We start from the raw sequence: 17978 nt of genomic DNA on the forward strand, positions 1-17978 counted from the left end.
GGTTTAAACCGCCGTCTGCATCTAAGAATTAACTGCATAAAATAACGTAATTTTCACCGCCGATTCTTCAACCCGCGAAGGCGGGTTTTGTTTGTGTAGACGCGGTTTAAACCGCCGTCTGCATCTAAGAATTAACTGCATAAAATAACGTAATTTTCACCGCCGATTCTTCAACCCGCGGATGCGGGTTTTGTTTGTATAGACGCGGTTTAAACCGCCGTCTGCATCTAAGAATTAGCGAACCGAAAGAATACGATCGCCCAATTCCATACTTTTTGCCAAAACTTCCTGCCGCGCCCACCGATCCGCTGCCAAAATATCGTCTAAAACCGGACTTGCACAGTTATCGATTTGATGTTTATCGCACACCTTCTCAATCAATTTCGGAATATCCAAAAACTGGATTTTTTCCTCCAAAAATAGCGCTACCGCCTGTTCGTTTGCCGCATTCAGCACCGCAGGCATCGAACCTCCCGCACGTCCCGCCGCATAAGCCAACTGCATACAGGGATACTTTTCGTGGTCTGGTTCTCGGAAAGTCAAATCCCCAGATTTTACCAAATCCAGCCGCGGCCAATCTGTAGGAATTCGATCCGGCCAAGACAAAGCATAAAGCAGCGGCAACCGCATATCAGGCCAGCCCAACTGCGCCAAAACAGAGGTATCTTGCAGCTCAATTAACGAGTGAATTATGCTCTGGGGATGGATGACAATATCAATGTCGTCATAATCCATTCCGAACAAGTAATGAGCCTCAATTACTTCTAATCCTTTATTCATCAAAGTAGCAGAATCAATCGTGATTTTCTGCCCCATCGACCAATTCGGATGTTTCAAAGCATCTGCTACTGTTACTTCTGCTAATTTGTCGATCGGCAAATCTCGAAAAGAACCGCCCGAAGCTGTGAGAATAATTCGCCGCAAACCTCCCGCAGGTAAGCCTTGCAGGCACTGAAAAATTGCCGAATGTTCCGAGTCTGCCGGTAATATTTTAACGCCGTATTTTTCGATTAAGGGGTTGACAACGGGGCCGCCAGCTATTAATGTTTCTTTATTGGCTAAGGCGATATCTTTGCCTGCTTCAATTGCCGCAATTGTTGACAGCAAACCAGCACAGCCAACTATGCCAGTGACGACGGCTTGAGCGTCGCCGTATTTGGCAACTTCGACAACGCCTGACTCGCCCGCAAGTAAAATAGGTTGAGGGTCGATATCTGCGATCGCCTCTTGCAATTCCTGTAATTTATCTTCGTCGCAAATCGCGACAATTTCCGGTCTAAACTGGCGGATTTGCTGTGCCAGCAACGTTACATTTCGTCCTGCGGTTAACCCGACAATCCGAAATCGATCGGGGTACTGAGCTACAATATCCAGAGTTTGAGTGCCGATGGAGCCTGTGGAGCCGAGAAGAGTTATTGCTTTCACAATTGTTTAATGTTTTGTGGGCTATTCTAATATTACGATTGCGGGGATTAAAATTAGCAGTTAACTATTGCGTGGAAAGGACATTCGAGGAAATCATATTTTGAGTGGTCAGCCCGTGTCAGATTTAATGCAGAATAGGGAAAATTTTGCTGATGACCGTGAGGACATCAGCGTCTCGATCGCGGAAAATATAGAGGAAAGTCGATCGCAGCTACCGTCGAGTTTGGTTTGGGCGATCGCTACTGCTGCGGCAATTTTCTTTTTGTGTAGCAGTTTACGGCACGCTTTATTCCAATCAACTGCTTTCGATTTGGGAATTTTTGACCAAGCAATTTACCTCATCAGCCAAAACCAAACGCCTTTTTCTTCTTTGATGGGGATTCATATTTTGGGCGATCGCGCAGCGGTAATCTACTATCCGCTAGCTTTGCTGTACAAAATCTACCCGGATGTGCATTGGCTGCTGTTGGTACAAGCAGTTGCTTTATCCCTGGGGGCTTGGCCTAGCTGGAGTTTAGCGCGTTTGGCCGGTTTGAATCAAGAACAATCCCGCGCGATCGCATTGATTTATTTGCTCTATCCGGTGGTATTTAACATCAATTTATTTGATTTTCACCCGGAAGTAATCGCTTTACCCGCACTTTTGGCAGCAATCTTGGCGGCGCGTTTAAATAAAATTGTGTGGTTTTCTACCGCTATTCTGTTAGTTTTGAGTTGCCAGGCGGTTTTGTCCATAACCGTTGCTGCTATGGGTTTATGGCTGTTTTTTTGCGAAAAAAAGCAACGGTGCGGGGCGATCGGACTTTTGCTCGGTGCAGCTTGGTTTTTGATTGCTTCCCAGAAAATCATCCCCTTCTTTAGCGGTAGCGAAGTCGCCGGAGTCGGGCGCTACAGCTATTTAGGCAAATCCGTGCTAGAAATTGCCATCAATCTCCTATTAAAGCCACAGTTAGTATTAGGAAAAATCCTTTCCTTCGATACATTCAAATATTTATTTATCCTCACCTTACCTGTGATTTGGGTGCTATTGCCCTTCTCCCGCAAACTACGGCTACAATATCTAACAGCGCTAATTCCTGCCATCCCTACCCTGCTCATCAATATCCTCTCTGACTTGCCATTTCAACGCAGCCTAGCCTATCAGTATTCAGTGCCAGTAATTCCATTTTTATTTTTAGCAGTCATCTCGAAAAAAGCAACAATAAACAAAATTTTTCTCTTTAATGGCAATCAACATTTTGGGCGATCGCGCAGCCTTTATTTTCTACCCGCTAGCTTTACTTTACAAAATATATCCCGATGTTCATTGGCTTTTATTAGTGCAAGCTGTTGCCCTAGCGTTTGAGTACATACTGCTAAATTTGCGCCATCCTTGGCACGATACGGCGGATACTGCCGTGAGTGTAGCTGATCGTCGAGTTAAAAAATCTCCTTTGTTTCAAATAAGTTATCAGCAAGATGATGTTTTTTTATTTGAAAAAATCCGCAATTAGTATGATAATAAGTCATATAAAGTCCGGTGAATCAACCGTAATTCCTGTAGGGGGCAGGTTCACCAATCTCTTTCAAAAAAGCCCATCAATTAATTTAGTAAACCCGCCCCGGCAAAGACTATGAGCAATTTTAAACATCTAAAATATCATCCTGTAATTTGGTCGATCGCCCTCGTATCCCTAATATTTTTCCTTTTCAGCAGTGCGCGACACGCCCTGTTTGAATCCAACGCTTTTGAACTAGGAATTTACGACCAAGTAGCGTATCTAATCAGCCAGGGACAAACGCCATTTTCCTCATTTCTAGAAATTCACCACATGGGAAATCATGCTGCTGGGGTGATGTATCCTGTGGCTTTGCTTTACAAAATATATCCCGACGTTCATTGGCTGTTGTTAGTGCAAGCTGTTTCCCTAGCTTTAGGTGCATGGCCAGTTTGGAGTTTGGCGCGTCAAGCCGGATTAAACAATAGCATATCTCGGGCGATCGCCTGTATTTACCTCCTCTATCCATTAGTATTTAATCTCAATCTCTTCGACTTCCACCCAGAAGTAATTGCTTTACCAGCACTGCTAGCAGCAATCTTAGCCGCCAGACTTAATAAAACCCTGTGGTTTTGTGCTGCTATTGTATTAGTTTTGAGCTGCAAAGCCGTGCTATCTTTAACTGTGGCTGCGATGGGTTTGTGGCTGTTGTGTTTTGACAAAAAACGCAATTGTGGGCTGATAGCTCTATTTCTCGGCGCGGGTTGGTTCCTGATAGCTACTCAGGCAGTGATACCGTATTTCAATCAGGGAAGAGAACACGCTGGAGTCGCGCGATATGGATATTTGGGTCATTCAGTTTTAGAAATTGCTGTTAATTTAATATTGAAACCTAATCTAGTTTTAGCGCGTTTGTTTTCTTGGGATACTTTTGAATATTTAGCGTTATTGGTATTGCCTGTAATTTGGTGGCTTTCGCCACGTCATTTGTCACCTTTAATTAGTGCTGTGCCGATGTTGGCGATGAATATTCTTTCAGATATCCCCGCTCAGCGCGATTTAATTCATCAGTATTCTCTTCCAATACTACCATTTTTGTTAACTGCCGTAATTTCAAGTTTAGCAGCTAGGAATCAGCAAAAGGGAAAGACAATATTTGATAGATTGCCAATTCGTAATTATCCATTGCCTAGAGTCATTGTAATTTGGTCGGTGATTGGTTTCTTAGCTTTAGCAAAATACGGCTATTTTTGGACTATTTATTTAGATTCGCTCGCCAGTTTGCCAGCTACCAGAGAGGCAATTTCTCTTGTGGAAACCAAAGGCAGTGTTTTAACGACTTCTCAAATTGCTCCGCACTTAACGCACCGCCCTGTAGTAAAATTAACTCAGGCTCATTCGCCACCGACAAATCTCGCAGAATTTGAGTATGTATTGCTGAATTTGCGCTATCCCGGCTGGATGAGCGATCGAGCATTTGTTAAAAACTTAGTAACTAAACTACAAAACACCCCTCAATTTCAACTCAAATATCAGCGAGACGACATATATTTATTTACCCAAAATCATAACAAATAAATCAGATTTTCCTCCGCCGCGCCCTTTGCGCCTTGGCGGTTCGTAAAACAAATCTCATTCAGTCCTGGACGCACTATATCGGGACTGTAAAAAAAACTTTTTCGAGAACTGGTAAAGGGAAATGATTGCCTTTGCTGCGAAAGCTTGTAGGAGTCACAAAACTAAGAAAGTCCTGTTACTTACCAGCGATAAATTCGATCGCCCAAAAGCTGAAATTCTTTGCCGCCTGCTCGCAAATCACCTTCCAATCCCGAAATAGTAAAGGCTTTTTCTGATTGTTCACCGTGCAGAAGTTGCGATAAATCCGGGTCACTTTGCTGCACTTGACCTAAAAACCAAGCGTGCAAACCCATAGCATACTGCGCGTACAGATAGCTAGCAGCGCGGAGAGTCAATTCAAACACTAATCCGACTAACTCGGTGTCAGCGGGCCAAATCAGCCCAGAGAAAGGAGATTTTCGATCGCGGGTGGGTTGGGGAAGTTGCCATCAGATGCCGTCCTCTAGCCGTCACAGACAGAGCGCCGTGCTATTTTATCCCCTTTGGGGGATGATTTTTGAGGGCGATCGATCGCCCCAATCTTTTGGCCGATCCAAAAACCGGGTGTGCCGCCAGTATCCCTCCCAGGGAGGGATACAGAAAAATCACTAAAAAACCGACAACCTAAAACTCAATCTTTGTCAAGATTTTCCTCCTTGTAAGTAAACAGAAATATACAAGTGTTTAAAATCACATTCTGCGCTACAATTGTCAAAAGCTCGTAGCATCCTCAACTCCGATCCTAAACTATGAACACAACAGAAAAATCTAAACTCTCCAATGAAAAAACTTTGGAGGCGATGAAGAATTTCTCCGAAACCTATGCCAAGCGCACGGGAACTTACTTTTGTTCCGAGCCTTCGGTCACTGCTGTCGTGATAGAAGGACTAGCCAAACACAAGGATGAACTAGGCGCTCCCTTATGCCCTTGTCGCCATTACGAAGATAAAGAAGCCGAAGTAAAAGCCGCCTACTGGAACTGTCCCTGCATTCCCATGCGCGAGCGCAAAGAGTGTCACTGTATGTTATTTCTGACGCCAGATAACGATTTTGCCGGTACTAATCAGGAAATTGGAATGGATCAGATTCAAGCTGTCAGAGAGACTATGTAATCGGTTAAGTAGGCGGTTGTGAATTGGCAGCAGTTTTGAAAACAGGTCGTTATTTTTCCTATTTTTAAGACTTAGCTATTAAAAAAAAGTCTACCCGCCTACTCAAACACGCATCCCCAATCCAAAATTCCCCATATTCAATCGAATGACAGAGGAAATGCCGATCGAGTTTTGGCAAGGTATCGAACAGTTTAACAGCCAGGATTTTTACGCTTGTCACGATACTTTAGAGGCTTTGTGGATGGAAGCAGGCGAGCCGGGAAAAAGATTTTATCAGGGAATATTGCAAATTGCCGTCGCGCTTTATCACTTAGGAAATCAAAACTGGCGCGGTGCAGTAATCTTGCTGGGAGAAGGAATAAACCGGCTCAGTTATTATCAGCCGAGTTATGCCGGAATTGCCGTTGAAGACTTGCTCGGACAAAGTGCTAAACTTTTGAGCGCTTTGCAACAAGCCGGCCCGGAAAAAGTAGCTGAATTTGTACCTTTGTTTGCAGGTACAGAAGTTGCAGGCTTGCAATTGCCGCGAATTATAGCATTCGAGAAATGGAAGTCGGAAGAAATCGATGTGGAAATGCAATAAAATCAATAGCCAGAACCCCGACTTCTTCAAAAAGTTGGGGTTATACTTCAATTCTTCAATTCTTCAATCCAAAATCTAAAATCTAAAATCGGATGCTAGGATAATTGGTTGAGACTCCCGGGTCAATCGATCGACAAGCGCGGGAATCTTTCTGGCCGTTAAGATAAAATACCTAACTGGAGATCGTGCCCTTCAGCAATTTCACAAATTTTGAGGCTCCAAGCTTATGATGCCCTCCGCTAAACTACTCAATTCCCGAATATTCAAAGGATTATCGCTGCTGTTGCCCCTGACTCTGGCAGGCGCGATCGCCTCTCCCACCTACCCGCAAGCCGGGCCGCCCCGCACTCTTTCCGTGCGATCGGACATTCAAGAAGCCGACTCCAAAACCGGCATCGTGACAGCCCGCGGCAACGTCCAAATCAACTATCCAGCCCGCCAAATACAAGCAACCGCAGCTCAAGCTCAATACTTCAGCCGCGAGCGCCGGATCATTCTCAGCGGAGATGTTTACGTATTGCAGCAGGGCAACAGCCTGCGCGGCGAAACCATAACATACCTCATCGACGAAGGGCGGTTTATTGCCCTGCCAGACAACCCAGGACAGGTAGAATCTGTTTATCTGGTTGCCCCGGAACAAGATTCAGCCGCCCAAAATGCAGTCGGCTCCCAACGTCCAACTACAGCCCCCCGGTAACAGTGGCTCGCAGCAGCGAAATTTCGCCTCAGCCAAAAGATACTACTTGGGATAGATGCGAAATTTCGTCTTTATAAAACTCACAAACTTGAAAAGGTAAAATTTAAATTAGAGACTCGATCGCACAAGCCCGCAATCTGAAATTTAGCTGGTAGAAGTTGCCTCAGCGAAAATGAAAATCGTACTCGAAAATATTCACAAATCCTACGGAAAACGCCATGTAGTCAGTCGCGTCAACCTTTCCGTAGCCCAAGGAGAAATCGTAGGACTCCTCGGCCCCAACGGTGCCGGCAAAACCACAACTTTTTACATAGCAACCGGATTAGAAAAACCCAATCAAGGCACCGTTTGGCTCAACGATTTAGACATCACTAAATTGCCGATGCACAAGCGAGCGCATTTAGGAATAGGCTATCTCGCTCAAGAAGCAAGCATTTTCCGCAACATGAGCGTGCGCGACAACATTTTGTTAGTCCTAGAACAAACTCAAGTCCCTTGTGGGGAATGGAAAGAGCGAGTCGATTTCCTGCTGCAAGAATTTCGCTTAGAAAAAATAGCATCCAGTTTGGGAATTCAAATCTCTGGGGGAGAAAGGCGGCGGACTGAACTGGCGAGAGCCTTAGCCGCTGGGCGAGACGGCCCGATGTTCCTATTTTTAGACGAACCGTTTGCAGGCGTCGATCCGATCGCCGTAGACGAAATTCAAACCATTATTGCCAAACTGCGCGATCGCAAAATTGGCATCCTGATCACCGATCACAACGTCCGAGAAACCCTCGAAATTACCGATCGAGCCTACATCATGCGAGACGGCCAAATTTTAGCCTCCGGGGCTGAAGAAGAACTCTACAGCAACCCTTTAGTGCGACAGTATTACTTAGGTGACAACTTCGTGCGATAGTCTTTTAAAACCAGAAAGCAGAATTTGAGAATTTAGAATTTTAATTTTAGCTTTAGGAGCAAACTGCAAAAACCCCAAAGTATGAAAATAGCAATATCCAAATCTTTCAATTCCATCAACTGGCTGCCGAGAATATCGGTAATGGACTGGTATATTACCAAAGAACTAATCGGCCCATTTCTATTTGGCGTCGGACTATTTACATCCGTCGCCGTCACAGTGGGAGCCTTATTTGAATTAGTACGCCGAGTAGCAGAAGCAGGTCTCCCCTACAGCGCCGCCCTAGAAATTTTTCTGCTGCAAATTCCGTACTTTGTAGTATTGGCTTTCCCGATGTCAATGCTGCTAGCAACCTTAATGGCCTACAGCCGAATGTCCAGCGACAGCGAACTCATCGCCCTCCGCAGTTGCGGAGTTAGCGTTTACCGATTGATAATGCCCGCAGTGATTATGAGTTTAATTGTTGCCGGCTTCACCTTTGCTTTGCAAGAGTTAGTCGTACCCGCCGCCAGCTACAGAGCTACTCTGACTTTAGACAGAGCCCTGAAGCGAGAAAAACCGATATTTCAAGATAGAAATATTATCTACACAGAATTTCGCAAACCAGAAAAAGGTGGCGACGAAACCCTGGCCCGCTTTTTTTATGCAGAACAGTTTGACGGTCAGCGAATGAAAGGTTTAACAATTATCGATCGCTCCACCCCTGGCCTCAATCAAATCGTTTCTTCAGAATCAGCTACTTGGAATCCCTCAGAAAACACCTGGGATTTTTTCAACGGAACCGCTTATATAGTAGCTCCTGACGGCTCTTACCGCAATATAGTTAGGTTTCAACACCAGCAGTTGCAGCTCCCCCGCACACCTTTAGATTTAGCTGCTAGAGTGCGGGATTTCAAGGAAATGAACATTGCCCAAGCGTCTGAGCGTTTGGATATCATTAAAAACAGCGGCGACGAACCGCAAATTCGCAAACTCAAAGTGCGAATTCAAGAAAAATATGCTTTTCCTTTCGTGTGCATGGTATTTGGTTTAGCGGGAGCCGCTTTGGGAACTCAACCGCGCCGCTCCGGCAGAGGAACGAGTTTTGGTATTAGCGTAGTTGTGATTTTCACTTACTACGTATTTTCTTTCATCACCAGTTCTATGGGCGTGAAAGCTGTTTTGACTCCGATTCTGTCGGCTTGGCTGCCGATAATGTTTGGCTTGGGAATCGGGGGATTGTTGTTGGCGCGGGCCGCTTCTAGGTAAGTTTTACCAATGACATTGGTAATTGGTAATTGGTAATTTGTAATTGGGAAAATTCAAAGTCGTAGGGTGCGTCGCTCTGCGATAAATCCCTAACTCAATATCGACAATCTCATAGCGACGCACCTGATATCATTTCTAAAAAGTCTTACCACAACAATACTTCGGACAGTTTTAGATATAGTCGAGTGTCCAAAACCCTTGCTGGCTATATGCTGGACTATTTTTTCAAGGTTTAAGTCCAGCGCTAAGTGTCAGAAAATGCGTTAAAAATGGCAGGGCTTCCTCCGTAAGGCTTACAGGGCCGTTAAAAAACTGTCCGAAGTATTGACCACAAAAAAGTGTTAGATTTGTTTACTCAACTATTAGACCTCTTGCAAAAATAACTAGGACGGGCAAGATGCCCATCCCACAATTTTTTTTTCTTGTGGAATGGGCATCTTGCCCGTTCCAGAATTTGATTAAAAGGATTTTTGCAAGAGGTCTATTTTGTCAGGTGCGTCGCTGTGAGATTGTCTGTCAAATTTAGGGATTCTCAAGGGCGACGCACCCTACAGCTAAAGTCATCCCTTAAATCCATTAAATCCGTTAAATAATCCGTTGCCGAACTTGCTTCCTTTAAGGATTAGAAAAAGTATTGATTTCGCCGCCGCCAATGTAGCGTCCCGGAGTCAGGGAGCGGGGTGTAGAAAAAGGTTGCGGTTGAATTGGCTGCCCGCCCTGATTGGTGTTTTGGGGAACCGCTCCAAAGTTCGGCTGGCCCGGTAAATTAAGCTGACTCGATTGAGGTGTTTCAAACTGAGAATTCGCTGAATTGGGAGAGAATTGAGGGCTAATTATCTTGCTTGGGCCAATCCCATTCGTCCCGGGGGAGGGAAGTAGCGGTATTGGCGAAGGTGTGGCGACTGGAAGTGCCCCTGATGCAGCTTCCGGTGTCAAGCCGGAACCGGATAAATTAGTTTGGTAGGGATTTTTTGGCAAAGCTACAGTCGCAGGGCTGGCATTAATTTCGGGGAGGCTCGGTACTCTGGAATTTAACCCGGAAAATGATTCAGGGGCTGTAGCTGCCGGGTTTAAGAATTGTTGAGATTCGCTGATAATAGTATTTGTCGGAGCCTCCTGTGAGGGAAGTGCTGCGGGAACATTCACAGGATTTGCTCCAGCTTGAGGTGTAGCGGTCGTTGGGAGCAAATTTGCCGGATTTGCCGGAGGCTGAGCGGAAGCCGGTCGATCGAGCAATTGAACTGAGTTTGCAGTTTTCTGAGCCGCCGCCGTTGACGAAGTGTTAGCAAGGACGTATTTTTTCATAGCTGCTTGCAGCGGACTCAAAGGCAGAGGATTTTCGTTTTGTTTGCCTGAATTAGCACCGCTCGACGCCTGGGATAAAGTTGCTGTCGCTGTACTCCCAGACTCAGGCTCGATCGTTTTTATCCCGGAAAACAGTCCCCCACTGCCAGATAAACTGGGAGCTGATATCGCGTTTGAACTTGGCAAGCTGGAATTTTGCGGGTTATTGTTTGCAGCCCCGACAGCAGGATTTGCTAAATTTGGCAAGGGCAAAAATATGCTGCGCGTCGCAGGATTGGGGGCTGAAGATAGCTGCGGAATTTCCTCGCGGCGATCGCGAATTTCGTCGAATAAACCTCTGCCTTTGACTACTGATGAATTAAACAACTTCTCTTCCGAATTAGAGCTATTGAACTGATTGACTAGCACCGGTAAGCTGTCGATTTCAGCCGCAATGGCGCTATCCTCAGCAGACAGCCCCGCGAGCGAAGCTGGATTGTTTGAGGCTGCTACTTCTTCGCCATCTATGCTCAACCTGTCTGGATGTACGGACACTTCCCAGATAAATAACCCCCCCGCACACAGCACGGCTAGCGGAGCCCAAACCGCCGGTTGCATCCAGTGGCGCAACCGCGCTATCAGATAGCGGACAGATGTAGGGAATCGCTTAAAACTTGACATAGTTTTGCTTCCATCCGATCGTGCGGACGTGAACTACCAGACTAGAAATGCTCCGCATACAGCACTGGCTTCCTGATTCATCGGGATGTGCTTTTATCTACGAAAAGATAAGTAGTCTTACCGTCCCTCCACAGGCGGTCGTCCTAGTTCCTAAGACCCATATTTTTTCTTGCAACACGTCCCGTTCAGCTTGGTTTTTGCATTGGGAGATAATGGTCAAGATGCACCTATCATATCATTGATTCGTTATCACTCAATTTATTTTCGGGCTGCGCTTTCATCCCGTCACTCATCCTGTAAACAGATAGAGTGCGGGACTTCCCGTTCGCATGAGTTAAAACTATTTTTTGTAGTCTACCACATCAATCTCGATCGTTTTTGCTGTCGCGGGGTAAATGCGATCGGGCTTTTGATTAAAAGTTGCCACAGAAAGATCGATGCAACAGGTGAATATATATTAAGCACTGGTAGAAATATGTGTTGCTTTCCTCAAAAGAAGGGGCATAAGATGATAAAATCTGATTTGACGCGGTGTCCGGCCTGCCGGGCGTGTCAGCCGATCGACCTCAAAGCAAAATGTCTAAGCAAAATGTCAAGGCAAAATTGGCAATTGCCCAGAACAACACCCAACGAAAGTTGAGAGGAAATTGATGAAAAAAGTAGTAGAAGTATTAGCAAATCGGGAAGAATTAATAGATCGATCGCTCGCGGTTGTTTTGTCGAAAATCCTCGCAGCCATAGCAGAACGCGGAATTTGTACGATCGCCGCAGCGGGCGGAAGCACACCTGAACCGCTCTACAGAGCGCTAGTCGCCCAAGATTTGCCTTGGGACAAAATTCACGTTTTCTGGGGCGACGAACGCTACGTTCCGCCAGAACACCCGGACAGCAATCAAAAAATGGCGCGCCTCGCGTGGCTCGATCGAGTAAACATCCCCGCCAGCAACATCCACCCCATGCCCACAGGCGCCGGCGACCCCGCAGCCGACGCCGAGGCGTACCAAACCGAATTGCAGCAGTTCTTCAAAGTATCCGACAGCGAGTTTCCCGCGATCGACATCATCTTGTTGGGCATAGGGGACGACGCCCACACAGCCTCTCTATTTCCCGGCACAGCAGCCTTGCAAGTCCGCGACGCCCTAGTAACTGTCGGTAACAAAGACGGCCAACCCCGCATCACCTTTACAGTCCCCTTAATTAACAAAGCCCGGTGCGTCATCTTCATGGTGGCAGGAGCCAGCAAACAACCCGCCCTCGCTCAAATTTTTGCCCCCGCAGCCGACGAAATGACCTATCCAGCCAGACTCGTTCAACCAGAGGGCGAACTTTGGTGGCTGCTCGATGCGGCTGCTGGCTCCTCCGCAAAATAGCCGAGAGAGTCTCTCCGGTCAACACAGTCAGCACTATCACTAACTAAAGAAAGCCCATCACGGCGCTGCTGTCAGTTGCTAGTATTAGCGAAGCAGTATAAGAATTGCAGCGGTTAAAGTTAAAATTTGACCATATACACGACTATTTTTATGAGGCTGATTTGAAAATCTGGCCGATAGCAAGGAGAAATCGATGATTGTCTGTCCCAATTGCAATCACCAGAACCCGGACGGGGCCAGCCAGTGTGAGGCTTGCTACACGCCTTTACCAGTTACCGCAAGTTGCTCGAACTGCGGTGCAGCGGTTCAGACAGATGCAGCATTTTGCGGTCAGTGCGGCTTTAACTTGCGTCCGGGTTCCTACGTCCCAGAACTTGAGTTGACAGTACCGTCAGCCTCGTCTGTGGGCCCCACAGTGGTATCGCCACCGGCGCCGAATTTAGCGCAAACCGAACCGCTGATGGCAAAGGAACCTGTAGTTACCCCAAATAACGGGCCGAACGCCGAACCCCCGACGGCAATGGAACCTGTAGTTACCCCAAATAACGGGCCGAACTTGGAAAAAACTCCCGCCACCACGAGTGCGATTCCAGATCCCCCGCCTTTGCCCTCGGTTCCTGTTACAACTGAATCGGTGGCAACAGCAGTAAATACCTCTCCCCCTGTTCCCGGCCCACAGCCCGCAGGTGTGGCTAAAACTCAACTGCAACAGCAGTCTGCCCGCCTGCTACACGTTCAGACAAATACGCCGATGGAATTGCCTCACAGTCTGTCTGTGGTTCACATAGGCAAGCCAAATGACTTAGTGCCGCCGGATATTGATGTTTCCGGATTTGCTAATTCTGAGATAGTTTCTCGGATACACGCCAATGTCCGGGTGGAGGGAGATGCTTGCTACCTAGAAGATGTAGGCAGTTCTAACGGCACTTACGTTAACAATACTCCCCTACCCAAGGGAAACCGACACCGGTTGCGACCGGGAGACCGCATCTCTCTGGGCAAAGGTGACCTGGTTACGTTTCTATTTCAAATCTCTTAGATCGAGTTTGGATTGGGCGATCGAAAGTCTAAAATCTAAAATCGCATCTTGAGGTGGTCTACCAAAACTCAATGCTGCCAATGTGATTAAGCTGACCTTGCTACATCCACTCCAGTCTATACCCGTCCGCAGTTGGATCTTTGAAGACCAACAGGTCGTCCGGATCGGGCGATCGACCGAAAACCACGTCGTTCTTTTTAGCGCTGTGGTTTCTCGCCGCCACATCGAATTGCGGCGCAGCGGCATAACTTGGGAACTGATAAATTTAGGTACAAACGGCACTTACCTCGATGGTAAGCCGGTCGCTAAGGTTCCGGTTGTGGACGGTCTGATCGTTCACTTGGCTCGATCGGGCCCGAAAATTCAAATCAATGTCGGGCCGAGTCAGTCCTCAGCCCAGTTAGGACAAACTAGCGTCAAGCCAAGGGATGCGGCAGTTCACACTCCCTCCGGGGGCGTGCTCGCGAGCACGATTCCTGTTCCCGAACAAAAAGAAGTTGGCACTCCCAGGGAAGAGGATGACTTAACGGAGGCAGAAAATACTCGCCCTTATTTGGAAGAAAAATATTAAATCGGCATCTTTGGACGATCGACATTTTACGCATGGCGGCACTCAGGAGTTTATTTTATGAGTACATCACAACAACAGATTGTTAAACGCAGCGAACTACTCAACCGTCGCACGATCGACCGCTCAACGGCGGAAGAGGTCGGCAGGGTAGATCGGCTTTGGCTCGATGCTCCCTCCCAGCGGGCGATCGGCTTTACTTGCAAGTCGGGACTTTTGGGTAGCAAAAAAACTTGGTTCGCTTGGGCCCAAGTTGATACGGTGGGCGAAAATGTTTTTGTCACCATTAACCCGGAACTGCCGGAATTGCCTCAGCCGGAACAAGCTGTTTGTCCGATCGGACTTGAGGTGCTCACCGACGCTGGGAATAAGGCAGGTACGGTGGTTGACTACCTATTTGACGTTCGGACTGGTTCTGTTACCGATTACCTGTTTAAATCGAGCGGCTGGCGCGGCGTTTTAGACGGGATTTACTTGTTGCCGGTGTCAGCTATTTCGACGATCGGCAGCAAGCGGGCGATCGTGTCTGAGACTGCTGTATCCGAACCCCAGGAGTACGCGGAGGGACTGCACAAAAAAGTCGGTCAGGTAGCAGAATTTTTACACGAAGATTTCGATAGAACTCTCAAAAATGTGGCAGGCGTCAAGCGGAACGCTCGCAGTCTGGCGGAAAAACTCCAAGATAAAGCTCTAGAAGTTAGGGATGTAGCTCAAGAAAAAGTGGCAGAGTTGAAGCGGCAAAGGCATGAATCTGCACCGCCAGAGCCGCCGGAGCCACCAGAGTCGGATTTGCTCTAAACTGCGGGCTTCGGCACCGTCGCCCTGCGACTAATTGCCGATCTCATTTTTGGAGTGGCGCCAGCCAGGAATGTCGGTATTTTTGGTGTATGAGATTGAGGCTTTCTCGCTCAAAATTCCACTGCTAATCCAAGCATTGTATTTTAAAGATATCGGATCGATAAGGAAAATGTTAGCAACTCAAAAAGACCTATGCTGTTTGATACAACTCACATCTTGCACCATTGTTAATAAGCCTTTTACGGGCGGGCAGGATGCCCACTCCACAATAAAATCTACTCTTTGTGGAACAGGCATCTTGCCTGTTGTTGAGAAGGGTGCAAGATGCGAGATACAACCAACAAGGATTTTATCTAGAGGGAGTAGCAGTGCACTTACAACGCTTTTAAGAATTAATTTATTTGCGGTTGTATCCCAAAAAGTCTATCTTGAAGTATCCCCGTTTCTGTCTGGTGGCGGAGTGTCAAAAGATCAGTGATTACCTTAACTCTGCTACATCCTATCCAGTCTGTCCCAGTTCAAAGTTGGTGTTTTGAATCCGAATCGGTGGTTCGGATCGGTCGATCGAACGACAATGATGTAATTATTTACAGCGCTGTAGTTTCCCGCCACCACGTAGAGCTCTGGAATCACGCCAATGGCTGGGAAATTATTAATTTTGGTGCTAACGGCACCTATGTAGATGATAAACCGATCGCTCAGGTGTCAGTGTCTGACGGGATGACGATTCGCTTGGGCAATTCCGGGCCAAAAATCCGGATTGGGGTGGGCGCGACGAATCAACCGGGCAAAATAACCGCGACACCGCAGCGCGAAGTCCCCCAAAAGGACGAAGTTTTAAAAGACGAGTCAACTGCTTGGTCTCTGGGTGTGGGAATTATCGAAGACGATGAAGAGGCAGCGCTGACTCAAACCGATATTGACTGACCGGTCGCTATCTATGCCTGGGGCAAACTCAAACAAAACTCAGGGTACGCAATTCCACCGTCTAACTAATATCTGGGCAATTCCACTGATTTTTGGCCAAATATGCCGATAAATTAATTAACAGCTTCTCTAGAGGCCTGTAGGGTGCGTCAGCTAGAACACTTACGCTTACAAGGGAAACTAGAAAGGGCTGACGCACCCTACAATACTATTTTAAATGCTCCACAGCTTATGCCGATAAATTAATTAACAGCTTCTCTAGTAATATCTCAACCTTCTACAGATAAGATTTGGGGGATATCGCTTGATATTACCTCAGTTTCGTTGTTTGCCCACCGGCGGTAATCCGAGAGCAACTGGTACATCAACCGCTGTTTGACGCTCAGCAGTACGCTCTTGAGCAAACCGTTGCCCGTTGCTTCTAAAATCGGTTTGGGCGTCAGCCAAAACGGCGGCGGTAACTCTACTTGCACTTGCAAATCCGCTTTTCCCTTCAAGTACGTTACCCCGCTGCTTTCGTGCGCGCAAAGCTTTCCTTTGAGATTGAGAGCAAAGCGATCGTTTACATAACCCACGCCGAGAATTTCGCAGGCGACGGACTCCAAATTGATTGTGCCGTCCGACTGTGCCCATACCCTCATATCTACTGTGGGTTGAATGCTCAGCATCATAAATTGTAACGGCCGCATTTTCAGGCGGAAACAGTCATCGCTTAGTTGCTCTGTGCGAGTTCGATCGACTAAAGCGTTCACCAATCGCCTCGGCTGGCGCAGATAATGTTGAATGGGAACCCGTTCATCGGGTACGGCGATCTCAACGGATTGGGAAGAATTAAAGCGGGTATACATGAGAAGATATCAAAATATAGGATTCGTAAGCATATCTTAATAAACTATAACCTTTTTAAGGTGATATAAGTCCGCGCCTTAACTTGCGTACTAGGGCAATGTCATCCGAGAAATAACGGATAAAAGCTTTCGGGACTCAAGCTAATTTTCATCATACTTCGCGGCTGATGAAAGGAAAGCAAACAGTTGTAACGTAAAATTACTGATGATGAAAATTTCGATCTCACATCTGGGCCCTATAGGTACTAATGCAGAAACAGCCGCTCTGGCTTATGTCAAGTGGTTGAGCCAAGAAACTAACTCTGAATGCACCCTGTGCCCTTATTCCACCATTTCTCAGGCACTAGAGGCATCTGCCTCTGGGCTGGTTGATTTTTCAATTGTGCCGGTGGAAAATTCCATAGAAGGTAGCGTGACAGTAACGCTAGACACCCTGTGGCGGCTGGATGCACTGCGAATTAAACACGCCTTGGTTTTGCCGATTTCCCACGCACTGCTGTCAAATGCTCAAAGTTTTAACGAGATTCAAAAAGTTTACTCTCACCCCCAAGCGCTAGCTCAGTGTCAGTTGTGGTTGAGCCAATTTATCCCAGCGGCTGAGTTGATTCCGGCGAATTCAACCACGGAAGCGTTGCAGTACCTGCAAGACAGCAGTGTAGCGGCAATCTCTTCCCCCAGAGCTGCCGAACTCTACAAATTGCCCGTGCTAGCGAGCCCGATTAATGATTATCCCGACAATTACACTCGATTTTGGGTACTGGGCCCGGATGCAGGAAAACTGGGCAACGCCCCAGAAACAGACGGCTCATCAATTACATCCGCCACCAAACCAACCGCTAACTCGCACCTCAATGCTTCACCGCCTAATTGTACTCACACGTCACTAGCTTTTAGCGTACCTGCCAATATGCCGGGAACACTGGTAAAACCTTTGCAAGTATTTGCCAGTCGCGGTATTAACTTAAGTCGCATTGAATCTCGGCCGACAAAGCGATCGCTCGGAGAGTATATTTTCTTTATGGACGTTGAAGCCGATGTGTGCTCTGCATTAGTTCGGCAGGCACTAGAAGAGTTAAAAAATCACACTGAAACTTTAAAAATCTTTGGTTGCTACACCGTACTGTCAGTAGTATTGTAAAACTTCATTGAGTTTATAAGCAATTATAAACAATAATGGTATCATACCGCTATGAGTGTTGAACAAGGAATACGCACAACTCAAAGAACGTAAGTCTCAAATGCAGCTAACACAGAGGCACATCATCAAATCCACGGAACACCGTTTCGCCCAGATAGACGAACTAGCTTTCTTGTCCAAAAACCTCTACAATGCCGCCAATTACGTCATTCGTCAGAGCTTTATTTATGGATGGGGTTATGTTAGTTACAATGAAATGAACCG

18 protein-coding genes and 1 pseudogene are annotated in these 17978 nt (G+C 46.9%); 15 read left to right on the forward strand and 4 right to left on the reverse strand.

Going from position 1 to position 17978, the window contains the following annotated elements:
• Positions 1–234: 234 nt before the first annotated feature.
• Positions 235–1425: a 1-deoxy-D-xylulose-5-phosphate reductoisomerase gene (dxr, locus tag QUB70_RS26055; RefSeq protein ID WP_332984372.1), complete on the reverse strand. Its 1191-nt coding sequence runs from the start codon at positions 1423–1425 to the stop codon at positions 235–237.
• 127 nt (positions 1426–1552) lie between these two features.
• On the opposite strand from dxr, the gene QUB70_RS26060 reads away from it, so the two are divergent.
• From QUB70_RS26060 to QUB70_RS26070, 3 genes are all read left to right on the forward strand, one after another.
• A complete protein-coding gene (locus QUB70_RS26060) occupies positions 1553–2770 on the forward strand; it encodes a DUF2079 domain-containing protein (RefSeq protein ID WP_332984373.1) in 1218 nt (405 codons plus the stop codon).
• The gene (locus QUB70_RS26065) at positions 2664–2918 is read left to right on the forward strand and encodes a hypothetical protein (RefSeq protein ID WP_332984394.1); all 255 of its coding nucleotides are present in this window, start codon (positions 2664–2666) and stop codon (positions 2916–2918) included. Before QUB70_RS26060 ends, QUB70_RS26065 begins: the two co-directional genes overlap by 107 nt.
• 120 nt (positions 2919–3038) lie before the next feature.
• Positions 3039–4481 carry a DUF2079 domain-containing protein gene (locus QUB70_RS26070; protein WP_332984374.1) on the forward strand — a complete coding sequence of 481 codons (1443 nt, stop codon included), beginning with the start codon at positions 3039–3041 and terminating at the stop codon, positions 4479–4481.
• A gap of 179 nt (positions 4482–4660) precedes the next feature.
• On the opposite strand, the gene QUB70_RS26075 is transcribed toward QUB70_RS26070, so the two are convergent.
• A complete protein-coding gene (locus QUB70_RS26075) occupies positions 4661–4885 on the reverse strand; it encodes a hypothetical protein (protein ID WP_332984375.1) in 225 nt (74 codons plus the stop codon).
• A gap of 384 nt (positions 4886–5269) precedes the next feature.
• On the opposite strand from QUB70_RS26075, the gene QUB70_RS26080 reads away from it, so the two are divergent.
• The 5 genes from QUB70_RS26080 (at position 5270) to QUB70_RS26100 (ending at position 9061) form a co-directional block, all read left to right on the forward strand.
• Positions 5270–5632, forward strand: a complete 363-nt coding sequence (locus QUB70_RS26080) for a ferredoxin-thioredoxin reductase catalytic domain-containing protein (RefSeq protein WP_194012549.1) — start codon at positions 5270–5272, stop codon at positions 5630–5632.
• A 145-nt stretch (positions 5633–5777) separates the two neighbouring features.
• Positions 5778–6215, forward strand: coding sequence for a DUF309 domain-containing protein (locus QUB70_RS26085; protein WP_332984377.1), 438 nt, complete (start codon positions 5778–5780; stop codon positions 6213–6215).
• A 226-nt stretch (positions 6216–6441) separates the two neighbouring features.
• On the forward strand, positions 6442–6912 hold the full coding sequence (locus tag QUB70_RS26090) for an LptA/OstA family protein (RefSeq protein WP_332984379.1): 471 nt from the start codon (positions 6442–6444) through the stop codon (positions 6910–6912).
• A gap of 172 nt (positions 6913–7084) precedes the next feature.
• The gene (gene lptB / locus QUB70_RS26095; protein ID WP_332984381.1) at positions 7085–7813 is read left to right on the forward strand and encodes an LPS export ABC transporter ATP-binding protein; all 729 of its coding nucleotides are present in this window, start codon (positions 7085–7087) and stop codon (positions 7811–7813) included.
• An 81-nt stretch (positions 7814–7894) separates the two neighbouring features.
• The gene (locus QUB70_RS26100; protein WP_332984382.1) at positions 7895–9061 is read left to right on the forward strand and encodes an LptF/LptG family permease; all 1167 of its coding nucleotides are present in this window, start codon (positions 7895–7897) and stop codon (positions 9059–9061) included.
• Between the two features lie 615 nt (positions 9062–9676).
• On the opposite strand, the gene QUB70_RS26105 is transcribed toward QUB70_RS26100, so the two are convergent.
• The gene (locus QUB70_RS26105) at positions 9677–11026 is read right to left on the reverse strand and encodes a hypothetical protein (RefSeq protein ID WP_332984384.1); all 1350 of its coding nucleotides are present in this window, start codon (positions 11024–11026) and stop codon (positions 9677–9679) included.
• Positions 11027–11676: 650 nt separating this feature from the next.
• Here QUB70_RS26105 and pgl point away from each other — a divergent pair.
• The 5 genes from pgl (at position 11677) to QUB70_RS26130 (ending at position 15728) form a co-directional block, all read left to right on the forward strand.
• Positions 11677–12396: a 6-phosphogluconolactonase gene (gene pgl, locus QUB70_RS26110; protein WP_332984386.1), complete on the forward strand. Its 720-nt coding sequence runs from the start codon at positions 11677–11679 to the stop codon at positions 12394–12396.
• A 193-nt stretch (positions 12397–12589) separates the two neighbouring features.
• Positions 12590–13435, forward strand: a complete 846-nt coding sequence (locus tag QUB70_RS26115; RefSeq protein ID WP_332984387.1) for an FHA domain-containing protein — start codon at positions 12590–12592, stop codon at positions 13433–13435.
• Between the two features lie 82 nt (positions 13436–13517).
• Positions 13518–14006 carry an FHA domain-containing protein gene (locus QUB70_RS26120; RefSeq protein WP_332984390.1) on the forward strand — a complete coding sequence of 163 codons (489 nt, stop codon included), beginning with the start codon at positions 13518–13520 and terminating at the stop codon, positions 14004–14006.
• 57 nt (positions 14007–14063) lie between these two features.
• On the forward strand, positions 14064–14801 hold the full coding sequence (locus tag QUB70_RS26125) for a PRC-barrel domain-containing protein (protein ID WP_332984391.1): 738 nt from the start codon (positions 14064–14066) through the stop codon (positions 14799–14801).
• Between the two features lie 474 nt (positions 14802–15275).
• Complete coding sequence (locus tag QUB70_RS26130; RefSeq protein ID WP_332984392.1) at positions 15276–15728, forward strand: FHA domain-containing protein; 453 nt, start codon at positions 15276–15278, stop codon at positions 15726–15728.
• 269 nt (positions 15729–15997) lie between these two features.
• Here the strand turns inward: QUB70_RS26130 and QUB70_RS26135 are convergent, their stop codons facing one another.
• On the reverse strand, positions 15998–16576 hold the full coding sequence (locus QUB70_RS26135; RefSeq protein ID WP_332984393.1) for a DUF1997 domain-containing protein: 579 nt from the start codon (positions 16574–16576) through the stop codon (positions 15998–16000).
• 208 nt (positions 16577–16784) lie between these two features.
• Between QUB70_RS26135 and pheA the strand changes: the two genes are divergently transcribed.
• Together pheA and QUB70_RS26145 are read left to right on the forward strand one after the other, a co-directional pair.
• Positions 16785–17714: a prephenate dehydratase gene (gene pheA / locus QUB70_RS26140; RefSeq protein WP_332984395.1), complete on the forward strand. Its 930-nt coding sequence runs from the start codon at positions 16785–16787 to the stop codon at positions 17712–17714.
• A 100-nt stretch (positions 17715–17814) separates the two neighbouring features.
• Positions 17815–17978 (forward strand): annotated as a pseudogene (locus tag QUB70_RS26145) (RNA-guided endonuclease TnpB family protein); the annotation flags it as partial.

This window comes from Microcoleus sp. A003_D6, assembly GCF_036702825.1.
Classification (GTDB): Bacteria; Cyanobacteriota; Cyanobacteriia; order Cyanobacteriales; family Microcoleaceae; genus Microcoleus.